This window comes from Acidimicrobiales bacterium, from assembly GCA_035547835.1.
Lineage (GTDB): Bacteria > Actinomycetota > Acidimicrobiia > Acidimicrobiales > Iamiaceae > DASZTW01.
This window is the reverse complement of the sequence record DASZTW010000019.1, coordinates 177,250-193,083: the sequence shown is the minus strand read 5'-3', so window position 1 is coordinate 193,083 and position 15,834 is coordinate 177,250. Positions and strand designations below refer to the sequence as shown.

The window sequence follows — 15,834 nt, the reverse complement described above, 5'->3', positions numbered from 1 at the left end:
AGACGAATGGCAGTGGAGAGCATGGACAACCACGACGACCACGTCCCCAACCCGAACCGTCGGCGCTTCCTCGCCCTCGGCGGCGCCGTCGCCGGCGCGGCGGTCGTGGCGGCCTGCGGGCCGAGCGGCGGGCCCGTCGCGCACACCGGCAACCAGCCCGTCACCTCGAGCACGTTGCTCCCGCCTCGTGCCCCGAGCACCAGCGAGGCGCTCACCGGCAGCGAGACCGATCAGTCGGTGCTCCAGACCGCGACGTCGCTCGAGCTCCTGCTCGTGTCGTTCTACGACGACATCACGAGCAAGGGCTGGATCAAAGACCCGGCGGCAATCCAGGTCATCAAGCAGTTCAGCCAACACCACTCCGAGCACGCCCACACCATGCAGGACGCCACCACCAAGGCGGGGGGCAAGGCGTACGACAAGGCCAATGCGGTGCTGAGCTCGACGCTGCTCCAGCCGAAGATCCAAGAGCTGCAGAACCCCGCGGCGGGCACCACCGACCAGGACTGGATCGCGTTCTGCCAGGCGCTGGAAGACATCGCCTCGGCCACCTACACCGCCGATGCCGCCGAGCTCGGTACGCCGGAGCTGCGCCAGGCCGCCATGAGCGTCGGCGCGACCGAAGCCCGCCACCGGATCGTGTTCGCTCAGCTGCTGACACCGAACGACCCGAGCCAGTGGGTGCCTGCGTCCAAGCAGGCGATCACCAACGCCATCGGCTCCGACGCCGCCGTCGGCGCCAAGTCCTGACGCGACCAATCCCCCCATCCCCCCCGTGGTGTGAGCAGTTGGCCACCCACCGGGTGGCCAACTGCTCACAGCAGGACGGGGTGGCCGGCGTGGCCGCGACCAACCTCGCGGCGGATGGTCGGCGTGGGGCGGGATGTGCGACGATGACCGGCGACGGTGAGCCGGCCGGATGGTCGCGGCTCGGGTCTCGGCCTCGGCCGGGACACCGGGTCGAGGAAAGTCGGGGCTCCAAAGGGCACGGTGCTGGCGAGAGCCAGGACGGGGTGACCTGTCGGATCAGGGCAACAGAGAGCAGACCGCCGATGGCGTCGCCGCTCGCGGTGGCGCACAGGTAAGGGTGAAACGGTGCGGTAAGAGCGCACCAGCGTCCGGGGTGACCCGGGCGGCTCGGTAACCCCCACCCGGAGCAAGGTCGAACAGGGGACGGCCGGCCCGGCCGATGTCCCCAGGTGGACCGCACAGATGGATGGCCATCCATCGGATGTCCCGCAAGGGCGCCGAGGACAGGACCCCGCTTACAGGCCGACTCACCGTCACCATTGCCCCTGACCAGGTGGCAGCCCGGACCATTGCCCCTGACCAGGTGGCAGCCCGGACCATTGCCCCACACCAGGCGGCAACCCACACCAGGGGGCAACCCACACCAGGGGGCAACCCACACCAGACGGCAACCCACACCAGACGGCAACCCACACCAGGTGGCTCACCCGTCCACACAGGAACGCACTAGAAGTAGCGAGAGTGCATGACTTCAGTCAGCACCCCCTGTCCTACTACGATCGACGTCGTGCCCGAACCGACTGACTGGCTGACCGTGCGCGAGGCGGCCACCCTGCTGGGACTGACGAAGGAGACGGTGGCACGCCTGGGCCGGCGTGGGGAGCTCCCGATCGACCGGCCCGGTCCCCGCTCTGCCCGCATTCGCCGCAGCGACGTGGACGCCTACATCGACTCCTGCCGGATCGAGCCCGGCACGCTCGGGACCCGCGCCGATGACCTCGCTGCGGGTCCCGGCGACACGGACGACGATTCCGACGACGATCCGGTCGGCGCAGCGACCTGACCGGCCGGCACGCTTCCGGCTTCAGCCACCCGCACGGTGGTGCGGGCCGGCACCCACTGCCCGCTCGATGCGGGCGCCCACCCGGACCAGGTCCTCGTCGCCGCCACGCGCGCCCACGAGCTGCACGCTGGCCGGCAGGCGTCCGTCGGACCTCGGCACCGGCAGCGCCAAGGCGGGGTTACCGGCGAAACTGACTGCGGCCGCGAAGTGGTTCGGCGCGATGTCGCGCGCTTCGATGCGGGGCGGTTCGCCGGCGATCACCGGCAACGAGATGGCATCGACGTCGGACAGCGCCGCATCGAGCTCGCGCTGCCATGCGCTCCGGCGGGCGAGCGCGGCCGCCTCCTGGGCAGAGGTCACCTGCTGCGCCACCGCGAACCGCTCACGGAGCTCGTCACCGAGCTCCGCGGCCGGCTCTTGGTACAAGTGACCCCAGGCCCGCCACGCCTCGGCGAACAACACGGTCAGACCGTCGTCGGAGGCCATGCCCCAACCGGCGAGCTCGATGTCGACCATCGTGCACCCCGCGGCCGCGAGCGCCGCGTCGATCGCCTGATCGACCCCAGGCTCGACACGGGGCGGTCGGATGCGACCGACCCGGACCTCGCCGTTGTCCGCCGACCCGGCGGCGGCGGCATCGAAAGTGGGATCGACCATCGCCATGCCGGTGGTGAGCGCGGCCACCCCCACTGCGAGCACGCCGACCGTGTCGAGGCTGGGCGCGAGCGGCGCCACCCCGTCGAGCGACACCCGCCCCCAAGTGGTCTTCAGGCCCGCCACACCGCAGCACGCCGCGGGCGTGCGGACCGACCCGGTGGTGTCGGTGCCGAGCGCGAAGTCCGCTTCGCCGGTCGCCACCGCCACCGCCGATCCGCTCGACGACCCACCAGGGATGCGGCTCGGGTCGAGCGGGTTGGCCGGCGTGCCGTACCACGGGTTCACACCAGTCGAGCCGAAGCACAGCTCGTGCAAGTTCGCCTTGCCGACGATGCGACCGCCCGCACCCCGGACAGCGGCGACACAGGCCGCGTCGCGCACCGCGGGTGTCGCAGCACTTGCGACGGCCGGCGACCCGACCGTCGTGACGACGCCCGCGACGTCGATGCAGTCCTTCACCGCCACCCGAGGCCCGCTGCCGGGCGGCGGCTCGAGCCGGGTGATGAACGTGGGCATCGGGCCATCCTACGGACGGCCCTCGACGGGCGGTGCCGAGGTCAGCCGGTGCCGGGCGGCACGACGCCGCCGCGGTGCTGCACCACGAACACCAGCAGCTGCCGGTACATGTCGAGGATCACGGGGCCGTAGTTCGGGGCGGTGGCCCACACACGGGTGAGCTGCCGCCAGGTGCGGCAGCAACCGGCCGGCCCGCGCAGGCGCTTGTCGACGAGCGGGTGCTGGTACTTCGGGTCCTTCTCCGCGTACGACTTCAGCAGCTGGATCTGGGCGCGGATGCCGAGCTGGGGCGTCGCGAACGAGAACCCGGCCGCGCACGAGTCGCAGTGACCGACGCCGGCGAAGTTGTTGCGGACGATGGTGTCGGGGTTCGTGAAGGAGCCGGTCTCGACGATCGACTGCGCGAACGCCATGTCGCCACGCACGCCTTCGTCGTCGCCTTCCTGCACGAACCATTTCGTGAGCTGCAACAGCGGCGCTTGCGCTTCGGGCGTCGTGCCGCGGGTCGCGAACCAGTACGCCATCTCTTCGGGCTTGGCCGCGCTGGCGCCTTCGATCGACAACGACCACGAGCCCGCCCCCGAGTCGTGCAGGTGCGCCTCGGCCTCGCGCAGCGCCGCGGCGGCGTCGCTCGACGCGCTGTGGGCCTTGACGACCCCCTCTTGTGCGGTGACCACGTCGCCGTCGGCGGCCTTTTTGGACTTGCGGGCGCGGGCGACGTCGCGGGCACGGGCGGCCCGCACGTCGCGGGCGGCCATGAGCTTGGCCCGCTCAGCCTTGAGCGACACCGACAAGAGCACCGATCGCTTCTCGCCGATGCTGCTGTCGCCGCCGACGATGGCTTCGAGCTGCGACTGCCCCGGGTCGACGTACTGCGAGATGGCCAGGGTCGCCAGCCGCTGTTGGGTCTCGCTCAACTCGTCGTCGGCCAGGGCCAGACGGGACTGGGCGTCGGCCAGGCGACCGCCGGCATCCTGGGCCCGGGATTGCATGTCGACGACGTGCTGCTGGGCCTTCGGGACCGCGTCGCGGGCGTTCAAGATGTCGATCTCGGCGAGCAGCGCCCGGACCCGGCCCGACGGATCGGGCAGCGTGGGCCCGGCGGGCACCGTCGAAGTCGTCGACGAGGACTCGCCACCTTTCGGCGGCTGCGTGGTGACGCCGCCGTCGCCGTGGGGCAGCGTCGTGGGGGTCGTGGGTGCGGGCGACGTCGCCGTCGACGTGGGCGGGGCGGCGCTCGATGAGGGACCCGAGGCGGCCGGCGGCAACGCCTGCCCACCCGCGCGGGGCGCCGAGACCAGCCCCGACGCCGCGAACAGGGCGAGGGCGGTGCACCACACCGCGAGCACGCGGGTTGGGGACCTGGGTGGTTGGACGGTACGCAGCATCGACATCGAGATCCGGGGCGCAGAACCGGGACCTGCTCCGCACCAAACGAAACGAGGCTAACCCCAGCGCCGCACCGTTCTTTCGTCCATCACTTCGACCATCGGCCCGAACAAGCCTGCCGTTGAGGCCCGCGCCGAGACTTCTGCGTCGACTCCGGCTGGTGGCCTGGGCTCGCTGTTCAGGCGTCGCCGAGGAGATGGCCCGCCTCGTTGAACGAGTGGATCACCGGACCGGTGGGGCCGACGGCGATCCGGGTGATCGAGGCCGGCTGCAGGAACAGCTTCCACGCCAGCTCCGGACCCGCGCCGAGTGCCCACGCGACCGCCGCCTTGATCGGCGACACGTGGCTGACCACGACCACGTCGTGGGCTTCGGCCTCGGCCCGAAGGTCGTCGCACGCGGCCGCGACGCGCGCTTGCAGGGAGGCGAGGGACTCGCCTCCCGGCGGCGTGAAGGACGGGTCGCTGCGCCACGCGCGCCACATGTCTGGCGGGACGTCGGCCAATGGCAACCCGTCGTAGTTGCCGTAGTCGATCTCGACCCACCGCGGATCGACGTCGACGGTGACGGCACCCGCGATGGCCTGCGCGGTCTCCCGGGTCCGCTGCAACGGGCTCGACCGGATGTGGTCGAACGACCCAACCGCCTCGCGCAGGCGCGCCGCCTGGCGGCGACCTTCGTCGTCGAGCGGCGGGTCGAGTCGGCCGAGCAGCAGCCGCTGCGCGTTCGCCGCGGTGCGACCGTGGCGGACGAGGATCAGCATCCCGCCTCCGGTCCCCTGGCCAGATCGCGGGAGAACTGACCGGTGCGCAGGAACAGGCTCCGCCGCGCCGGCTCACGCAAGCGGAACCGCTCGACCACCCAGACCAGGCACGCGATGCCGGCGAGCTCGAGCAGCCAGCCGAGCGCGCCGTGGGTCAGCTCGGGCACTTGGCGATGACCGAACCCCGCGCCGAACAACGGCCACCAGAACAACTGCTTGCGGCTCCACGTGCCGTCGAGGACGAGATGCAAGAACAGGCCGATCGGCAGCCCCAACCACCGGCGTCGCAGCAGCCGCCGCCGACGCGTGGCCAACATCACCGCCACGAGCACGACGATCGACGCGAGCAACGTGTGCAGGACGCGAGGCCGGCCGGTCAGCGCTTCGAGGACCGGCAGCACCGCCCCCACCGCGACCAGCCGGTTGTCGAGGGCGGGGCTCCGGAACACCACCCAGACGGCGACGACGCTCGCGCCGAGGAACCAGACCAACACGGCTGCTCAGCGGCCGCCCGGACGGCCGCCCGGACGGGCGTCCGGCACGAAGTTCGGTGAGGAGCACACGGCCGGCGAGCGGCGTCGACTCCCTCGCCACGCCATCCTCGTCGCGGCGCGCACTCGCCTGACCCCTTGCATGCTCAGTGGACCAACATGCGGCCGCACTCTTCGCAGTTGACCAGCTCGTCGGGCGGCAAGTGCCGGATGCGGTCGACTTCGACGGCCGACAAGGTGAGGTGGCAGCCGTCGCAACGGTTGCCGGTGAGTCGTGCGATGGCCACGCCGCCGAGTGGCACGCGCAGCTTCTCGTACTCGCCGACCAATCCTTCGTCGATGCCGTCGATCGACCCGGCTCGCTGCGCCTCGACCTCGGCCAGCTCCGCGTCGACGGCGGTCTCGGCCGCGAGCAGACCCGCCTGCGCGGCGGAGACGGCCGCCTCGGTTTCGCGGCGGGTGACGCGCTGCGCGTCGATCTCGCTCTGCAGCGGTTCGATCTCCTCCATCAGCTCCAGCACACGGTCTTCGTGGCCCGACTGGTGGCGCTTCAGGGAGGCGATGTCGTCCTGCAACGCCTGCAACTCGCGGGGGTTGGACACGGTGCCGCCGTAGAGCTGGCGCTCCGCGAGGGCCGCCCGCTCGACGAACGACGCGGCCGCGTCCTCCTCGCGCTTCTGCTCGCGAGCGAGCTCGTCACGAGCAGCCTCGAGCCGCGCGATCTCGGCGTCGGTCGCGGCGAGACGCTGGTTGGCTTCGGCCAGCGTCGTTCGCTCCTCGAGCGAGTCACGGCGATGGCGAAGCTGGTCGGCATGTGTGTCGTGGCCTTGGACCGCGAGCAGCCGTTCGAGGTCGGAGGGAGAGGACGGGTCACTCATATGGTCTCAAGGATGCCCGCCGCGGCCGGGTCGGCCGCCATTTCCGCCGCCAGGTGTGGTGACGGTCGGTCCCGGAACGGTCGGCTGGGTCGGCGCGGGAGTGGTCGGGCCGGACGACGGCGTGGACGAAGACGTGCTGGCCGGCGGGGCGGCGGGCCTCGGCACCACGGGAGCGGCCCGGCGGTACACGTTCGGGTCATAGCCCTGGCCGTCGTTGGTGCCCATGGTGAGGTAAACGCCGCCGCGGGTGCGGTCGGGGGTCGTGAACGGAACCTTGGGCGTGCTGCGCAACGCCAGGAGCTCGTTCATGAACAAGCCCCACGTCCGGGCGGGGTACTGCCCACCTTGGGCGCTGCCCCCGAACATCGGGACCTCAGCGGTGCCCCTGTCACCCCACCACACCGCCGTCGCGAGCTGGGGGGTGTAGCCGACGAACCACAAGTTCTTGGCTTCATCGGTGGTGCCGGTCTTGCCGGCGGCCTGCTGGCCGTTGGTGAGGCGGGCGCGCGTACCGGTGCCACCCTGCACGTTGGCGACGAGCACCTGCGTCACGAGGCGAGCCGTCTGCGACGAGATCACCCGTTGCGGGTCCGCCTTGTGCTGGTAGATCACCTTGCCGCTCGCGTCGGTGATCTTGTCGACGAAGTACGGCGCGTTGCGCACCCCGTCGTTGGCCAGCACGGCGTACGCCGCGGCCATGTCGAGGGGGTGCACGCCGAAGGTCCCGCCGAACGACATCACCGGGTACCAGGGGTTCATGCACTGCGCGGCGCGGGCCTTCTCTGCATCGGTCATCTTCGAGTCGGGCGTGTCCGTGTAGCAGTTGGTGATGCCCATGTTCTTGGCGATGTCGGCGACCTTCTCGAGCCCGACGACCTGCCCGAGGCGCCAGTACGCGCAGTTCACCGAGTTCGTGGTGGCCGACGTGAGCGTGCGCACGCCGCCCTCACCAGAGGAGAAGTTCACGCACTTCTGGGGTCGGTTGTAACGGGTGTCGACCTGCTGGAACGTGGAGGGATCGTCCCACCACAAGTTGCCTTGCGAGCTCTCGATCGTGTCGGACGGCACGAATCCCTCCTCCATGGCCGCCACCAGGACGAATGTCTTGAACGACGAGCCGGGCTGCTTGAGGGAGTCGGTGGCGAAGTCGAGCTGGTCGGGCACCGTCGGCGGCGGACCGCCGACCAGCACCCGCACCGCGCCCGTCGACGGCTCGACCGAGGCCATGGCAACGGTGCCCTGCTGCGGGACGCCTTGATACGCCGGCAAGGCGTACGTCAGGGTGGCCGGGTCACCGCCCACCCCCTGGACCGACTGCTGCGCGGCGTGCTCGGCCACCAGCTGCGCGCCACGGTCGTACGTGGTGTAGATCCGCAGCCCGCCACGGAACACCGCGTTGTAGCGAGCTTCTTGCGTGTTGCCGAGCGCTGCGCCTTCGGGCGTGTCACCGCTCAGCAGCCGACGCAGCACTTCTTGGGTGAAGTAGTCGCGGATCGACGCCGGCGGCGTGTGGAAAGTGGTGGGCAACGGCTCCTTGTTGGCCTTGTCGGCCTCGGCCTGCGACAAGCGGTGGGTCTCGACCAGACGACGCAGCGCGAGCGAACGCTGCTCCAACGCCACGCTCGGATGCGTCTTCGGGTCGTAACCGTTCGGGTTGGAGATCAGCGCGGCCAGCAGCGCCCCCTCGGCCCAATCGAGCTTCGACACGTCCTTGTTGAAGTAGACCTCCGCCGCCGCCTGCACGCCGTAGGCGCCGTGCCCCAAGTAGATGATGTTGAGGTAGCGCTCGAGGATCTGGTCCTTGGTGAGCTGCCGTTCGAGCTGCACCGCCAGGAACGCCTCGCGCAGCTTGCGCGACAAAGTGATCTTCGAGCCGGTCAGCGTCTTCTTCACCACTTGCTGGGTGATGGTCGACCCGCCTTGGGCCACCCCGCCCTGCTTCACGTTGGTGGCCATGGCGCGCACGATCGAGTGAACGTCGACCGGCCCGTGCTTGTAGAAGTCGCTGTCTTCGACCGCGAGCACCGACTGCACGACGGTGGACGGCACGTCGGACAGCTTCACGAGCGACCGGTTGATCTCGTCTTGGAACGACCCGATCAGCGAGCCGCTGTTGTCGAAGATCAACGACCGCTGGCCGATGGCCGGCAAGTCCAGCTTCTCCGGCGTGTACGAGCCCGCCGAACGCACCGTGTTCACGGCTGGCACCAGCGCGACCGCGCAGAGCACCAGGGTCAGCGCGCCGGCCACCACCAGGGCGAGGATTCGGGTCGTGTACTGCACGGACCCAAGACGTTAGCGGTGGCCCCGCGTCGGTCCGCGGCAGCCCTCCGGGCGGAGCTGCGCCGGCGAGCGTGGAACGCCCCACGCCGCCCGATCCCGTCCCTGCCATCGCCGGCGATGGCGCCCGCTCACCCACCAGAGACACCACTGGTGGTGGGTCGTGCGGATGGCGATGCGGTCCTGGCGGCCCTCGGCACCGCCGGGCGGCGTCCCCCTCCTCACCGCAGCTACGGCTGCGCCTTCGTCGTGCGTCCTGGCCAGCGGCACCGAACGACTCGCCATGACCACCTCCTCACCCACCAGACACACCACTAGATTGACCCGATGCCTCACCCACGACGGTTCCGGTTCGGCGTCCAGGTCTCCAGCGCACCCGACGGCGCGGCGTGGACCGCGCTGGCGCAGCGCGTCGAACAGCTGGGCTACTCGAGCCTGTACGTGCCTGACCATTTCGGCGATCAGCTCGGGCCGATTGCCGCGCTCACGGCCGCCGCGGCCGCCACCACCAACTTGCGCGTCGGGTCGCTGGTGCTCGACAACGACTACCGCCATCCCGTGGTGATGGCCAAGGAAGCGGCCAGCATCGATGTGCTGTCGGGTGGGCGCCTCGAGCTCGGCATCGGTGCCGGCTGGATGACCACCGACTACGACCAGTCCGGCATCCCGAAGGATCCAGCCGGTGTGCGCGTCGACCGGATGGTCGAGGCCATCGCAGTGCTCAAAGCCCACTTCGGTGACGGGCTCGTCGAGTTCCAGGGCGAGCACTACCAGGTCAGCGGCCTCGACGGGCAGCCCAAGCCGGTCCAGCAGCCGCTCCCGTTGCTCATCGGTGGTGGCGGACCGCGGGTGCTCGAGATCGCGGGGCGTGAGGCCAGCATCGTCGGCATCAACCCCAACCTCCGCACCGGCAAGATCGACGCGGAGACCGCGTCCGACGCGGTGGCATCCAAAGTCGATGCCAAGCTCGAACACGTGCGGCGTGGCGCGGGTGACCGCTTCGACGACCTGGAGCTGCAGATCCTCGTGTTCGGCGTGATCATCACCGACGACCGCAAGGCGACCATGGACGCCATGGCATCGTCGTTCGGGATCGCCGCAGGTGACGACTTCGAGACGCCGTACTTCTGGATCGGCTCACAAGAAGAGATCGTGGCCGACCTCCAGCGTTGGCGCGACCGCTGGGGAACCTCGTACTGGGTGGTGCAAGGCGAGGCCGCGGCGGAGACCGCCGCGCCGATCGTCGCCGCGCTCAACGGCACCTGAGGCGCGGCCGCCGGCCACGGGTCGTGCAGTCGCCCCAAGCTCGGGGCGCCCGCGGGTCGGCGGAGCTCGGTCGCCCGGCGAGTCTCAGTTGCGCGGCGGCCGTCGCTGGCGCGGGGCCCGCCCGTGCGGCTGCGTGGGGCGGGGCAACGCCGGCAACGACGCCATCGGGCGTCGCACCGAGCCGTCCGCCGGCACCTCGATCTGTTCGCCTTCGTGCCAGACCGTGATCGACTCGCCCTCCATCGAGTACTCCGCTTCCTGCGGGGTCAAGCGCACGTGCAGGCACGCCTTGCCGACCGTGAGCGCGAAGCGCAGGCTGCTCAACGCCTCCGGGAGGCGGGGCGCGAAGCACAGGTGGTCGCCGCGGCGCCGGAGACCACCAAAGCCGGCCACGAGCACCATCCACACGCCCGCCAGCGACGCGATGTGCAAGCCGTCGCGGGTGTTGTGCTCCAAGTCGTCGAGGTCCATCAACGCCGCCTCGCCCAGGTAGTCGTACGCCAGGTCGAGGTGGCCGACCTCGGCCGCGATCACGGCTTGGCAACACGCGGACAGCGACGAGTCGCGCACGGTGATCCGCTCGTAGTAGCCGAAGTTGCGAGCTTTCTCCTCGGCGGTGAACTCGTCAGGGAACAACTGCATCGCCAGCACGAGGTCGGCCTGCTTCACCACTTGCTTGCGGTACAAGTCGAAGTACGGGAAGTGCAACAGCAGCGGGTACTTGGCCGCGGGCGTGTGCTCGAAGTCCCATGTCTCGTGCGCGGTGAAACCCTCCGCTTGGGGATGCACGCCGAGGTCCGCGTCGTACGGCACGGTCATCTTGTCGGCCGCGTCGCGCCAGCTCGCCATCTCCTCGTCGTCGACGCCGAGGCGGCGCGCCGGATCGACGTGGCGCTCGGCGGCGGCAGCCGCCGCCTGCAGGTTCTGGCGCGCCATCAGGTTCGTGAACACGTTGTTGTCGGCGACCGCGCTGTACTCGTCGGGACCGGTGACCCCGTCGATCCGGAACGCGCCGTGCGCGTCGTGGTGGCCGAGCGATCGCCACAGACGTGCCGTCTCCACCAGCAGTTCGAGGCCGACCGTGGCCTCGAACTCGCGATCGCCGGTGGTGCACACGTAGCGGACCACGGCATCGGCGATGTCGGCGCCGATGTGAAACGCCGCCGTCCCCGCCGGCCAGTACCCCGAGCACTCCTCCCCCCCGATGGTGCGCCACGGGAATGCTGCGCCACGCAGGCCGAGCTGACGGGCGCGCTCGCGCGCCGCGGGCAGCGTGGAGTGGCGCCACGCCAGCGCGAACTTCGCTGCGCTGGGCGAGGTGTACGTGAGCATCGGCAGCACGTACGTCTCGGAGTCCCAGAACGCGTGGCCGTCGTAGCCCGGGCCGGTCAGCCCCTTCGCCGCGATCGCTCGACCCTCTGCCCGGGCACCCGCCTGCAGCACGTGGAACAGAGCGAAACGGACGGCCTGCTGGATCTCGGTGTCGCCCTCGAGATCCACGTCGCCGTGGCTCCAGAAGTCGTCGAGGTAGGAGCGCTGGTCGGCGGCCAGCCGATCCCAGCCGGTGTGCACCGCCAGCGTCAGCGCCGCGTCGACCTGATCGCGCACCGCCGGCACCGAACGCTCGGCCGACCAGCCGTACGCCACGAACTTGACGACCGTGAGCCGCTCACCCGCTGCGAGCTCCGCGGTCACCGCGACCCGCCCGAGGTCGTCGGACGCCTCCGAGGTGATCTTGGGCCCGGGACCTTCGATCACATGGTCCATCGCAGCGGCCATACGAAGCCCGCTGCGCTTGGTGGCATGCACCAGGTTCACCCGCGTGCCGTTGCTGGAATGGGCTTCTGCTTGCCACGGCGTCGTGATGGCGGCAGCCACGCGGGGGTCGCCGCCGGCGGCGGGAAGCTGTTCGTTGGCGACCAGTTCGGACTGGACCACGACGCGGGCCGGCGCGCCCACCGCTTCGACCTCGTAGCGCACCGCGGCGATGGCCCGCTGCACGAACGACACCATTCGCGTCGAGGAGATCCGCACTTGCTGACCGGCCGGCGAGATCCAGTCGACGGTGCGGCGCACGACGCCGGCCCGAAAGTCGAGCTCGACGTCGTGGCTGGCGACCTGGCCGTACCGGACGTCGAACGGCTCGTCGTCGACCAGCAGCCGGATGATCTTGCCGTTCGTGACGTTGACGACCGTCTGGCCGGACTCGGGGTAGCCGTAGCCGGCCTCCGCATACGGCAGCGGGCGCACCTCGTACACCCCGCTCAGGTACGAGCCCGGCAGACCGTGCGGCTCGCCCTCGTCGAGGTTGCCGCGCCAACCGATGTGTCCGTTGGACAGGGCAAAGACGGATTCCATCTGGGCGATCCGGTCGAGGTCGATGCCGATCTCGCGCACACCCCACGGCTCGACGGTGAAGGCCGGTTGCTCGATCATCGTGCGAGCAGCTCCGCCAGGTCTTCGACCACCCGGTCGGCGCCGTGCTCGCGCAGCTCGGCGGCCTGGTTCGCCCGGTCGACGCCCACCACGAACCCGAACTTGCCGGCGCGCCCGGCGGCCACACCGGCCAGCGCGTCCTCATAGACCACGGCCGCGGCGGCTTCGACGCCGAGGGCCTTGGCGCCCGCCAGGAACGTGTCGGGCGCCGGTTTGCCCGCCAAGCGCTGCTCACGGGCCGTGATCCCGTCGATCCGCACGTCGAGGTACTGCTCGATGCCGGCGGCGACCAGCACGTCCTTGCAGTTCGCGCTCGACGACACCACCGCCGTTGGCAAGCCGGCCTCGCGGACCGCTTTCAGGTAGCGCACGGACCCGGCGTACGGCTCGACTCCGTCCTTGCGGATCATGGCCAGGACCAACTCGTTCTTGCGATTGCCGAGACCGTTGACCGTGTCGGCCGAGGGCGCGTCGTCGGCGTGGCCCTCGGCGAGGTGGATGCCACGCGACGCGAGAAACGAGCGGGTGCCGTCGGCACGGGGCTTGCCGTCGACGTACGCGTCGTAGTCGTCGTGGACGTCGAACGGCACGAACGGTTCGTGGCGCTGCTCCGCCCGTCGCCGCAGGTACTCGTCGAACATCTGCTTCCACGCGGCTGCGTGGACCTTGGCGGTCTGAGTGAGCACGCCGTCGAGGTCGAACAGGCAGGCGCGGACGTGGTCGGGCAGACCGAGAGCCATGTTCACTCCCTTCCGTTGGGCTGCGTCAGAAGGTCGGCCAGACCGAGCGCCACGCTCACTCACTTCCATCGGGCCGTGTCAGAAGGTCGGCCAGGACCTGCGCTTGGCTGATGTCGGCCGCCTTCGACGCGGTCAGGAGGGTGAGGGGTCGGTCTGCTGCGAGCGATCGAAGGTGGTCGAACGCGGCCGCCCGCACCGCGTCGCGCAGCTCGTGGGTGTACCGGGCCCGGAACTCGTCGAAGCGGTCGGGGTCGTGGCGGTACCACTTGCGCAGCTCGGTGGATGGCGCCGCGTCCTTGCACCATTCGTCGAGCGCCGCGGCGTCCTTGCGAAGCCCGCGGGGCCACACCCGGTCGACCAGCACCCGGCTGCCGTCGGTGGGCAACGGCTCGTCGTACACCCGACGCACCTGCACCTTGTTGGTACCCACGTTGACGGCCTCCTTCCCGGGCGGAGTCGACCTCCACCATGCCAGACCGACCCCCCGACCAGCACGCACTCGCGCCCACCCCAACCCCATCGTGCTGTGAGCACTTGGCCACCGTGGAGGTCGCCAGGTGCTCACAACAGCGGGTGGGACGCCCCAACCCCATCGTGCTGTGAGCACTTGGCCACCGTGGAGGTCGCCAGGTGCTCACAACAGCGGGGGGGATGCCCCAACCCCATCGCAGGGGTGGGACCCATGCCCGGTCCGTGAGGTCGGGGCGTGGGCTGTCGCAGGGGGGGTCCATAATCGGCGGGTGACCGATCACCCGTGGCGGACCGCCACCGGGCTGGTGCTCCCCGAGCCGCCCAACGCCCGAGAGGAGACAACCACGTGAGCGCCACCGACCCGCCCGGCGACCACCGAGCACACGACCACCTGGCCGACGACCGACCAGCCGCTGAAGCGCCCATCGACCCAGCCGCGGGCCGACCTTCGACCGATCCGTCCAGCGAGCGAACGTCGCGCCACGGCGCGTCGACCACCGACGCACGCGCTTCGAAGATCGTCAAGCTGCTCGCCCAGGCCGAGGCCACCAACCACCCGGCCGAAGCCGAGACGTTCCTCGCCCGGGCCGCCGACCTGATGGCCCGGTGGCAGATCGACGACGTGCTGCTCGCCCGTGCCCGCAAGGGCACCACCGCGGCCGACCCGGTCATCGAGAAGTCCATCGAGGTCGGCACCGGGCACTACGTCCGCCTCCGCGTCGCACTGCTGGCCTGCGTGAGCGAGCATCACTGCTGCCGCACGCTCACCGCTGCGGCGTGGAACGGCACCGTCGCCACGGTCGTCGGCCACCGCGCCGATGTGGATCGCGCGGTCTCGTTGTACGGCGCCCTCGCCATCCACTCGGCCCGGGCGATGATGGCCGACTCCCCGAGGACCGGCTCCGGCGGCGCCACCATCCGTTGGCGTCGCTCGTTCCTGGCCTCGTACCTCAACCGGATCGACGCCCGTCTCCGCGAGCTCTCGGACCGGGCGCAGCGCGACGCGGCAGAGGCCCAGTCCACACCGGTCGCCACGGTCGCGCTGGCGATCCGCGACCGCACCGACGCAGCCGACGACTGGATCTCGAGCCGCTACGGCAGGCTGCGCAAGGCCCGTCAACCGTCGCCCGTCCAGCACTCGGCCCACGCGGCCGGTGCCGGGCGCTCCGCGGCCGACCGGGCGCCACTGAACGACTCGATCGGCGGACGGCCACGCGGGCAGATCGGCGCGGCAGGTGCCTGAGACCCGGCGCGCTGTCGACCGCGAGCGGGCGCGGGTGTACCGCGCCGAGTCCACCGCGTTCGCCCACTCTCGCTACGAGGAGCCGATGGGGTGGCTCGCGGTACAAGCCGCCGCCGAACGGATCGCCGACGATCCGTGGTGGGTGGCGGCCACCGGAGGCTGCCGACCGGTGGTCGTGAAGGCCCGGCGCGATGCGGCGGTGTCGAGCTCGGTGTCGGTTGCCGACCAGCACTCCATCCGGGTCGCACCCGGCCACGGCACGTGGGTCACCCTCAGCCACGAGCACGCCCACGTGTTGGCCCACCGGACCGATCCGACCGCGCCAGGGCACGGCTCGCTGTTCCGAGGGGCGCACCTCGCTGTCGCAAGCCGGGTGCTCGGCCCCGTCGGTGCCGCGATGTTGGCGCGGGCCTATGACCTCCACGGTCTCTCGGCAACGGCAGCTCCGTCGGATCCGCCGCCGTGGCAGCCGCCGACACCACACGGCATGCCACACGGCATCGCCGAGCTCCACAACCTGGCCGAGCGGGGCGCCTGACGGGCAACGAACGACCCACCGGCAACGAACGAGCGTCGGGTACCACCCGGCCGCAGACCACCCGGCCGCAGACCACCCGGCCGCGGACCACCCGGCCGCGGACCACCCGGCCGTCGGCCGCGGCCGGCCCCCCGCCTTCCCGCAAGCCGAGTGCGTCACCGGTCGGGTCCGCCGCTCACGCCAACCGGCCGTGAGCGGGCTCCAGCCGTGCGCCACCCGCCCCAGCCGTCCGCGCACTCGCCCCGATGCCGCCGTGACCACTGCCACCTCGACCGCACAACGCCCGCAGGAGCGTGTGCGATGGTCGACAACCGGCCTTCACATCGCGGCAACCCGGGCGAAATCGCGGCCGC

The 15,834-nt window shown here is 70.9% G+C and carries 14 protein-coding genes and 1 other RNA gene; 6 read left to right on the top strand and 9 right to left on the bottom strand.

Annotation, left to right across the window (positions count from 1 at the left end; all coding sequences use genetic code 11):
* Positions 1-6 precede the first annotated feature (6 nt).
* The 3 genes from VHA73_15695 to VHA73_15685 all read left to right on the top strand — a co-directional run bounded on the left by VHA73_15695 (position 7) and on the right by VHA73_15685 (position 1,813).
* Entirely contained in the window at positions 7-750 is a 744-nt protein-coding gene (locus VHA73_15695; GenBank protein HVX19466.1) for a ferritin-like domain-containing protein, read from the top strand.
* Between the two features lie 157 nt (positions 751-907).
* Positions 908-1,284, top strand: an RNA gene (gene rnpB, locus VHA73_15690) — RNase P RNA component class A.
* 253 nt (positions 1,285-1,537) lie between these two features.
* Positions 1,538-1,813 carry a helix-turn-helix domain-containing protein gene (locus tag VHA73_15685; protein ID HVX19465.1) on the top strand — a complete coding sequence of 92 codons (276 nt, stop codon included), beginning with the start codon at positions 1,538-1,540 and terminating at the stop codon, positions 1,811-1,813.
* Between the two features lie 21 nt (positions 1,814-1,834).
* On the opposite strand, the gene VHA73_15680 is transcribed toward VHA73_15685, so the two are convergent.
* The 6 genes from VHA73_15680 to VHA73_15655 form a co-directional block, all read right to left on the bottom strand.
* Positions 1,835-2,986 (bottom strand): amidase, encoded by a 1,152-nt coding sequence (locus tag VHA73_15680; protein HVX19464.1) that lies wholly within the window; start codon positions 2,984-2,986, stop codon positions 1,835-1,837.
* Between the two features lie 41 nt (positions 2,987-3,027).
* On the bottom strand, positions 3,028-4,335 hold the full coding sequence (locus VHA73_15675) for a glucosaminidase domain-containing protein (protein ID HVX19463.1): 1,308 nt from the start codon (positions 4,333-4,335) through the stop codon (positions 3,028-3,030).
* Between the two features lie 218 nt (positions 4,336-4,553).
* Entirely contained in the window at positions 4,554-5,138 is a 585-nt protein-coding gene (locus VHA73_15670) for a histidine phosphatase family protein (GenBank protein HVX19462.1), read from the bottom strand.
* Complete coding sequence (locus VHA73_15665) at positions 5,132-5,632, bottom strand: hypothetical protein (protein ID HVX19461.1); 501 nt, start codon at positions 5,630-5,632, stop codon at positions 5,132-5,134. Before VHA73_15665 ends, VHA73_15670 begins: the two co-directional genes overlap by 7 nt.
* A 143-nt stretch (positions 5,633-5,775) precedes the next feature.
* Entirely contained in the window at positions 5,776-6,507 is a 732-nt protein-coding gene (locus VHA73_15660) for a C4-type zinc ribbon domain-containing protein (GenBank protein HVX19460.1), read from the bottom strand.
* A gap of 6 nt (positions 6,508-6,513) precedes the next feature.
* On the bottom strand, positions 6,514-8,790 hold the full coding sequence (locus VHA73_15655) for a transglycosylase domain-containing protein (protein ID HVX19459.1): 2,277 nt from the start codon (positions 8,788-8,790) through the stop codon (positions 6,514-6,516).
* A gap of 324 nt (positions 8,791-9,114) precedes the next feature.
* Here VHA73_15655 and VHA73_15650 point away from each other — a divergent pair, with 324 nt between their 5' ends.
* Positions 9,115-10,053 (top strand): TIGR03621 family F420-dependent LLM class oxidoreductase, encoded by a 939-nt coding sequence (locus VHA73_15650; GenBank protein HVX19458.1) that lies wholly within the window; start codon positions 9,115-9,117, stop codon positions 10,051-10,053.
* A gap of 84 nt (positions 10,054-10,137) precedes the next feature.
* On the opposite strand, the gene VHA73_15645 is transcribed toward VHA73_15650, so the two are convergent.
* The 3 genes from VHA73_15645 to VHA73_15635 are packed head-to-tail and all read right to left on the bottom strand — an operon-like array spanning position 10,138 to position 13,659.
* Positions 10,138-12,489, bottom strand: a complete 2,352-nt coding sequence (locus tag VHA73_15645) for a glycosyl hydrolase family 65 protein (GenBank protein HVX19457.1) — start codon at positions 12,487-12,489, stop codon at positions 10,138-10,140.
* Positions 12,486-13,229 (bottom strand): beta-phosphoglucomutase family hydrolase, encoded by a 744-nt coding sequence (locus tag VHA73_15640; protein HVX19456.1) that lies wholly within the window; start codon positions 13,227-13,229, stop codon positions 12,486-12,488. Before VHA73_15640 ends, VHA73_15645 begins: the two co-directional genes overlap by 4 nt.
* A gap of 55 nt (positions 13,230-13,284) precedes the next feature.
* Positions 13,285-13,659, bottom strand: coding sequence for a DUF488 family protein (locus tag VHA73_15635; GenBank protein HVX19455.1), 375 nt, complete (start codon positions 13,657-13,659; stop codon positions 13,285-13,287).
* A 387-nt stretch (positions 13,660-14,046) separates the two neighbouring features.
* Here VHA73_15635 and VHA73_15630 point away from each other — a divergent pair, with 387 nt between their 5' ends.
* On the top strand, positions 14,047-14,943 hold the full coding sequence (locus tag VHA73_15630) for a DUF2786 domain-containing protein (GenBank protein ID HVX19454.1): 897 nt from the start codon (positions 14,047-14,049) through the stop codon (positions 14,941-14,943).
* Entirely contained in the window at positions 14,936-15,481 is a 546-nt protein-coding gene (locus VHA73_15625) for a hypothetical protein (GenBank protein ID HVX19453.1), read from the top strand. The genes VHA73_15630 and VHA73_15625 overlap by 8 nt, the downstream gene beginning before the upstream one ends.
* The last annotated feature ends 353 nt before the right edge of the window (positions 15,482-15,834 follow it).

What these genes read in the sequence shown, in the direction of transcription:
- VHA73_15695 (HVX19466.1), top strand. Translation starts at nt 7, where the DNA reads ATGGCAGTGGAGAGCATGGACAACCACGACGACCACGTCCCCAACCCG.
- VHA73_15680 (HVX19464.1), bottom strand. Translation starts at nt 2,986, where the DNA reads ATGCCCACGTTCATCACCCGGCTCGAGCCGCCGCCCGGCAGCGGGCCT.
- VHA73_15670 (HVX19462.1), bottom strand. Translation starts at nt 5,138, where the DNA reads ATGCTGATCCTCGTCCGCCACGGTCGCACCGCGGCGAACGCGCAGCGG.
- VHA73_15660 (HVX19460.1), bottom strand. Translation starts at nt 6,507, where the DNA reads ATGAGTGACCCGTCCTCTCCCTCCGACCTCGAACGGCTGCTCGCGGTC.
- VHA73_15650 (HVX19458.1), top strand. Translation starts at nt 9,115, where the DNA reads ATGCCTCACCCACGACGGTTCCGGTTCGGCGTCCAGGTCTCCAGCGCA.
- VHA73_15645 (HVX19457.1), bottom strand. Translation starts at nt 12,489, where the DNA reads ATGATCGAGCAACCGGCCTTCACCGTCGAGCCGTGGGGTGTGCGCGAG.
- VHA73_15640 (HVX19456.1), bottom strand. Translation starts at nt 13,229, where the DNA reads ATGGCTCTCGGTCTGCCCGACCACGTCCGCGCCTGCCTGTTCGACCTC.